At 33.8% G+C, this 2,499-nt stretch carries 4 protein-coding genes; all 4 read left to right on the forward strand.

The features are described from left to right. Positions 1-88 (forward strand): gallidermin/nisin family lantibiotic (locus AC1DJR_RS29135; RefSeq protein ID WP_142247183.1); only part of this gene is annotated, 88 nt, incomplete at its 5' end. A 49-nt stretch (positions 89-137) separates the two neighbouring features. Continuing rightward, a complete protein-coding gene (locus AC1DJR_RS29140) occupies positions 138-278 on the forward strand; it encodes a gallidermin/nisin family lantibiotic (RefSeq protein WP_000606628.1) in 141 nt (46 codons plus the stop codon). A gap of 49 nt (positions 279-327) precedes the next feature. After that, positions 328-468: a gallidermin/nisin family lantibiotic gene (locus AC1DJR_RS29145; protein ID WP_000606628.1), complete on the forward strand. Its 141-nt coding sequence runs from the start codon at positions 328-330 to the stop codon at positions 466-468. A gap of 86 nt (positions 469-554) precedes the next feature. Beyond that, the coding region (locus AC1DJR_RS29150) for a lantibiotic dehydratase family protein (protein WP_477004162.1) at positions 555-2,499 on the forward strand (1,945 nt) is incomplete at its 3' end.

Genomic DNA, 2,499 nt, shown 5'->3' on the forward strand with positions numbered 1-2,499 from the left:
AGGTGATGTAGATCCACAAATTACAAGTATTTCAGCTTGTACGCCTGGTTGTGGAAACACAGGTTCATTYAATAGCTTCTGTTGCTAATTGCTATATAAGATATATTATCTTRAAAAAATTTTAGGGGGAAAAGAAAATGATTAATGAAAAAAAYCTTTTTGATTTRGATGTTCAAGTAACAACAGCTTCAGGTGATGTAGATCCACAAATTACAAGTATTTCAGCTTGTACGCCTGGTTGTGGAAACACAGGTTCATTCAATAGCTTCTGTTGCTAATTGCTACATAAGACATAWYGTCTTAAAAAAAYTTTAGGGGGAAAAGAAAATGATTAACGAAAAAAACCTTTTTGATTTRGATGTTCAAGTAACAACAGCTTCAGGTGATGTAGATCCACAAATTACAAGTATTTCAGCTTGTACGCCTGGCTGTGGAAACACAGGTTCATTCAATAGCTTCTGTTGCTAATTGAATGCCCAAAAAGAGGGAACACAGATGTGTCCCTCTTTTTCTCCTATTATAATATTTGATTAGAACAGAAGGGAAGATTCCAAATGATTACAGAAAAAAGGAAGACTATTCATACATCAAATAAAACCGCATGTAATAATATATTTGAACCTCTACCATTTTTTATGATTAGATCCCCGTTTTTACCATTTAACGCACTATATCAAATTAAGGATCAAGAATTATTGATTGAAAAATTAAGGGAATATGCAGAAATGGATTACATTAAGGAAGCCATTGCCATTGCAAGTCCTTCATTGCTTGAATCTCTTAAATATATACATGGTGATTTAAGTAATAGGAAAACACAACAAGTAATATCTTCTGTATTACGATATATGTTAAGAATGACAACACGCCCAACACCTTTTGGAGCTTTTTCCGGGGTAGCATCCGGAGAGTTTAAAGAAAAATCTTTACTTGAAATGAGCCATTTTGAACAATTTAAGAAAAGAACTCGGCCTGATATGGAATGGTTACGTAAGAAAGATATGGAGAAAAAAGAAAATATTTCAATTACATATAGTGAAGTTGTTAAGAAAGTTTTAGATTTAGCTGAAACACATATTACAGTGAAAGAGCTTCTCCAAAAGTTGAATAATGACTATCCAGGCACAGATATAAAGGTAATGGAAAACTTTATTCTCCAGTTGGTAGAGCAAGAATACCTTATAACTGAGCTAAGACCGCCACTTACATATGACTCCCCATTTGATTATGTGATTGACAAGTTAAAAGTAAGAGTTGGTGAAAATCAAATATGGGAAGATTTACTGAAGGTAAAAGATTTAATACTTGTTTATGATCAATTACAGCTTGGAAAGGGGCTTTCTATATACAACGATCTTATCCTATTAATGAAGGGGATTTATGAAGTTTCAACGCCTCTTCAAGTAGATTTCGCTTTAAATATGCATGATTTAGCTATAGGAAAAAACGTAGCAAATGATGTTAGTAAAGCAGCTCAAGTGTTATGGAGCATAGCCGATAGCGGAGTTGGATTTCCTCATCTCCAAAAATATCATATTGAATTTTTAGAAAAATACGGAACAACTAGGGAAGTTCCATTGGTAGAACTTTTAAGTGAGGAATTAGGGCTTGGAGCACCCGCGACATATAAAAATCCAAAAGGAAATAGGGATGGAGAAAATTTTACGCCGCCTTTAGATGAAGAACGTAATGTCCAATTATCATATATGCTTATTGAAGCTATTCATAATCAGCAAAAAGAAATTGAAATTACTGATGAAATAATTAGCAGAATTGGAATAGAAAAAGATACTCGATACGCTCCAGATTCATTTGAAGTATATGGAGAATTGTATGCTACTTCGCAAGAGGAATTAGACAATGGAAAGTATAATTTATGCCTAAGCCCAAATCCAGGATCTCATGCAGCAGGAAGCACATTTGGTCGATTTTTAGATATCTTAGATCCAAATGTTAGACGTGAAATTCAGCAACAAGAAGCGGAGATTGACCATCAATTTAATAATGATATCGTTATGGTAGAGGGAAGTTTTCTTCCGGCAACTGGCCGTTCAGCGAATGTGGCAATTGGAAAAACTACAAGAGAAGTAACTGTAACTCTTGGAACAAATGGAGATGAAGATACTTTGCAAATTCCAATTGATGATATTGTCGTTGGAGCATCATTAGAAAACTTTTATCTGAAATCTAAAAAATTTGGGAAAAGAATTAAAGTGGTAGCTGGTAATGTACTAAATTACCAAAGTGGCCCTAATATTTATCGCTTTATGAGAGAAGTTTCCCTAAATGATTTAGACCACTGGAGAACATTCAATTGGGGTAATATGACATCTTCACCTTATTATCCAAGGATTCGTTACAAAAATATCATTCTGTCTCCTGCAATTTGGAAGTTAAATAGAGAAACTATTGGTATGAAAAATAAACCTAAAAGTGATGATGAATTTTTAATCCCATTTGAAAAATGGAGAGTGAAATGGGCTGTTCCACGCTATGTAT

It is taken from the genome of Bacillus sp. 05T31, from assembly GCF_056396725.1.